This window comes from Gordonibacter sp. (genome assembly GCF_036667095.1).
Taxonomy (GTDB): Bacteria; Actinomycetota; Coriobacteriia; order Coriobacteriales; family Eggerthellaceae; genus Gordonibacter.
Genome location: NZ_JAVWUP010000255.1, coordinates 1 through 3072 on the forward strand (window position 1 = coordinate 1; position 3072 = coordinate 3072).

General features: G+C 51.5%; 2 protein-coding genes. One reads left to right on the plus strand and one right to left on the minus strand.

Going from position 1 to position 3072, the window contains the following annotated elements:
* Window positions 1–40: 40 nt before the first annotated feature.
* A complete protein-coding gene (locus tag RR842_RS13295) occupies window positions 41–1615 on the minus strand; it encodes a helix-turn-helix transcriptional regulator (protein ID WP_332554010.1) in 1575 nt (524 codons plus the stop codon).
* A gap of 259 nt (window positions 1616–1874) precedes the next feature.
* On the opposite strand from RR842_RS13295, the gene RR842_RS13300 reads away from it, so the two are divergent.
* A partial coding sequence (locus RR842_RS13300) for an FAD-dependent oxidoreductase (RefSeq protein WP_332730073.1) occupies window positions 1875–3072 on the plus strand: 1198 nt, incomplete at its 3' end.

A 3072-nucleotide genomic window follows, 5' to 3' on the forward strand; every position in this document is an offset into this window, starting at 1 on the left:
CAGTATATAGTCAATCAGAAATATCGCTTACGAACTCTTATCAAGACAGAGATTCCGTCTGCGCATCAATATCCTTTTGTCTTTTCCAAGTACCCTGAGCCTCTTGGATTACGGTTAGCAACTCCTGCCTTGAACTCACGTTGAATTTCTTGTAGATATGCGCGATATGCGTTTTCACGGTACCATCCGACAAGTAAATCGTTTGGCTTATGTAGGGTCTACTGCGGCCTTGTGCCACGAGAAGAAATACCTCTGTTTCACGCGGGGAAAGGGAAAACTTCTTCGCGAGATAGCGATGGAAGAGTGTAATACTCTCGGAAAAATCTGTCTGATCACCCAAAGTCTCCGGACTCTTAGCGGACGCAACAATAGAACTCGCCCCCGATTCAGAGGAGGCTCCTGTCGAAGGGGACAGCGCCATTTCTGTTTCATAGGGATTTTTATTGAGCGGCCGCACCGCCGCAGCCATGGAAAAGAATAGCGCGATGATAATAAGCAACTGCACACTGACGATGGCATCCTGCAAAAGAATAGCCCAAACGATCGAGGTGATGCCGTAAGCTGTGTCGCCTATTCCCTGAATCCGCCAACCAGCCATAACGTTGGTGCGTATTGCCGTAAAAACAACGGAACGTAAAAGCAGATGCCCGAACAGTTCTGCCGAGACGAAATAATCAATGAGGACTTCGATCTTTATAGTGGTTGCATCGACTTGACTGACAATAATGTATACGAGAAATCCACTGATAAGCACCAAGAAGGCCGGTTGGTAGCGCTTGAGCATCTGGTTGTCGCTATTGCGCACCAAAGCAAGATAGGTGAAACTTGCCAGAAGCAACCCTACCACCAAGTAGCCAACGAGAGACGAAATAGAGGGGCCCAGGTATCCCGTTCCCCACAGCCCAAGATGACTGAAGCCGCGCAGAGCAGCAACGATAACTGAAGCGGATACGAAAAAATAGATCAAATTCTGCGCACTCTTTTTAGGGAGCGGCTTCGATTGACACGCGAGTAGGTATTCATCGGTCCCCACGGCGCGCATACACACAAGGCAAACGAGCGCAACCAGGGGCAGCAACGTGGTGAGAGTGACCTGGGCAGACTCGGAGACAGAGAACCCTATGGCGTCGCCCAGTGCCGTTTTCAGAAAAAGGCTCACCGCTATAACCCATACCGCCGTTGAGAAATGTTGAGCTTTAGCTAGTTCGATAAAAAACGATACCGCCATTCCGTAATAGCCTACTCCGCATATAGCGAGACCGACAATGGCAAGTACCTCAGAGGACATGAATTGCTGGCTGTAAGCAAGACCGAAAAGCAAGGTACCTGCACAGCTCACACTGGGAAAGAACATGCGCAAAAAAGAAGCCTGGAGTACGCCGATGTGACGGACGAACATCGACATGGCCGCAGTAGCGGTGAACCCTACAAGAAAAAAGATGCGAGCATTTCCTAGAGCCTGAATGCTTGACGTGGAAAGCGCAAAGCCCGACGAATGTCCTAAAAGGTCAGACCAAATTGCAACGACAGAAAAACCGAGGGTCCCCAGCACAACAAGCACAACATTTTTTTGTTGAATCGAGATTGTTATCCCTTGCCCCCGTCGCGCCGACACCTGCAAAAAACCATCGACCCCTCCTTTTGGCTCGATGCCGCAAAGAAGAACACAGCATAGCAAAGTTGCGCAGACAGTTCCTCGTAGTTTAGGAAACCAGGTGCCTACAAAAGCAATATAACCCGATTCGGGGATGCGGCCAACAGATATGAGACATTCGGGTGATGGTCTGCAAGGCGACAAAAAAACACGATAGCACTCGCACCTACACAGGGAGAACGGTGGGTGCTCATTCGTCTGAATAAAGGAGTGAGTATTTATGAAACAGGGAGTACACAACGAGAACCATCTTTCCTTCGCACCCTCGCGCAGGAACTTTCTCAAAGGAGCAGGACTTGCCGTTGCGGGAAGCGCGGTATTCGGTCTAGCTGGTTGCGCGTCGAAACAGGGTGCTTCGAGCGACGCATCTCAGGTTGCCTGGGATGACGAGTACGATGTTATTGTGGTTGGAGCTGGCATCGCGGGGCTCTCTGCCGCTGTTACGGTTGCCCGTGAGGGAAAAGGCGAAACGTGTCTGCTTATAGAAAAGGATGCGATGCCCAACGGAAACAGTCCCTTTTGCGCCGGATACATGCTCTACGCAGACGATGCAGATGCCGCACTGGAATATCTGAAGTGGCTGACAGGAGACTGCACACCCGAGCCCGTCCTCAAAGCGTATGCCGACGGCCTCAAGGAGAACATAGAATGGTCGAAGTCTATCGGAATCAAAGAAGAGTGGATGATCATCGATGCTCCGGGCGCCGACAAAACCTATGAGTACCCCGAGTCTCATTTGAGCGGAAACATAGGCATGTGGCACCATGATACGAAGAATCCCGAGGCCAAGCACCTCCATAAGGCATTGCTCGATCTGGCACAGGAATCAGACACTATTACCTACAAGACCTCCTGCCCGCTCGACTCCCTCGTGCAGGATCCCGCCACTAAAGAAATACTCGGTGTCTACGCGAACAAAAAGTACTACCGAGCCAAAAAGGGCGTCGTGATGTGCTGCGGTGGCTTTGAGAGCAACCAAGAAATGTTGTTCGACTATACCGGCGTGGCGGGAGCCTTCCCCTATGCGGGCAACGCGAACACGGGTGACGGACATAAGGCCTGCGCAAAGATCGGTGCTGATTTCTGGCACATGCATGCAGGCGCTTCATACTGGCTGTCGTGTCGAAATAGGGACAACACCAAGTTCATCTCCGTTGTGTTCAGTTTCACGACGAAACAGTACGGCATAACCGTAGGCACCAACGGCCGTCGCTTTTATCAGGATTACGATGGCGCTTGCCTGCTCTACAATCAAACATCGCCCGAATCTGATCTGAGAGCAAACGTCGGCTATCGCCACGGCATTACGCAATTCGGAGGCGAGTGGACGCACCTGCCCCTGCCCAGCAAAGCGTGGTTTGTGTTCGATGCGAAGGGTCTTGTCGACGGAGCCTTCCCCGCTGACATTTCCACCGATC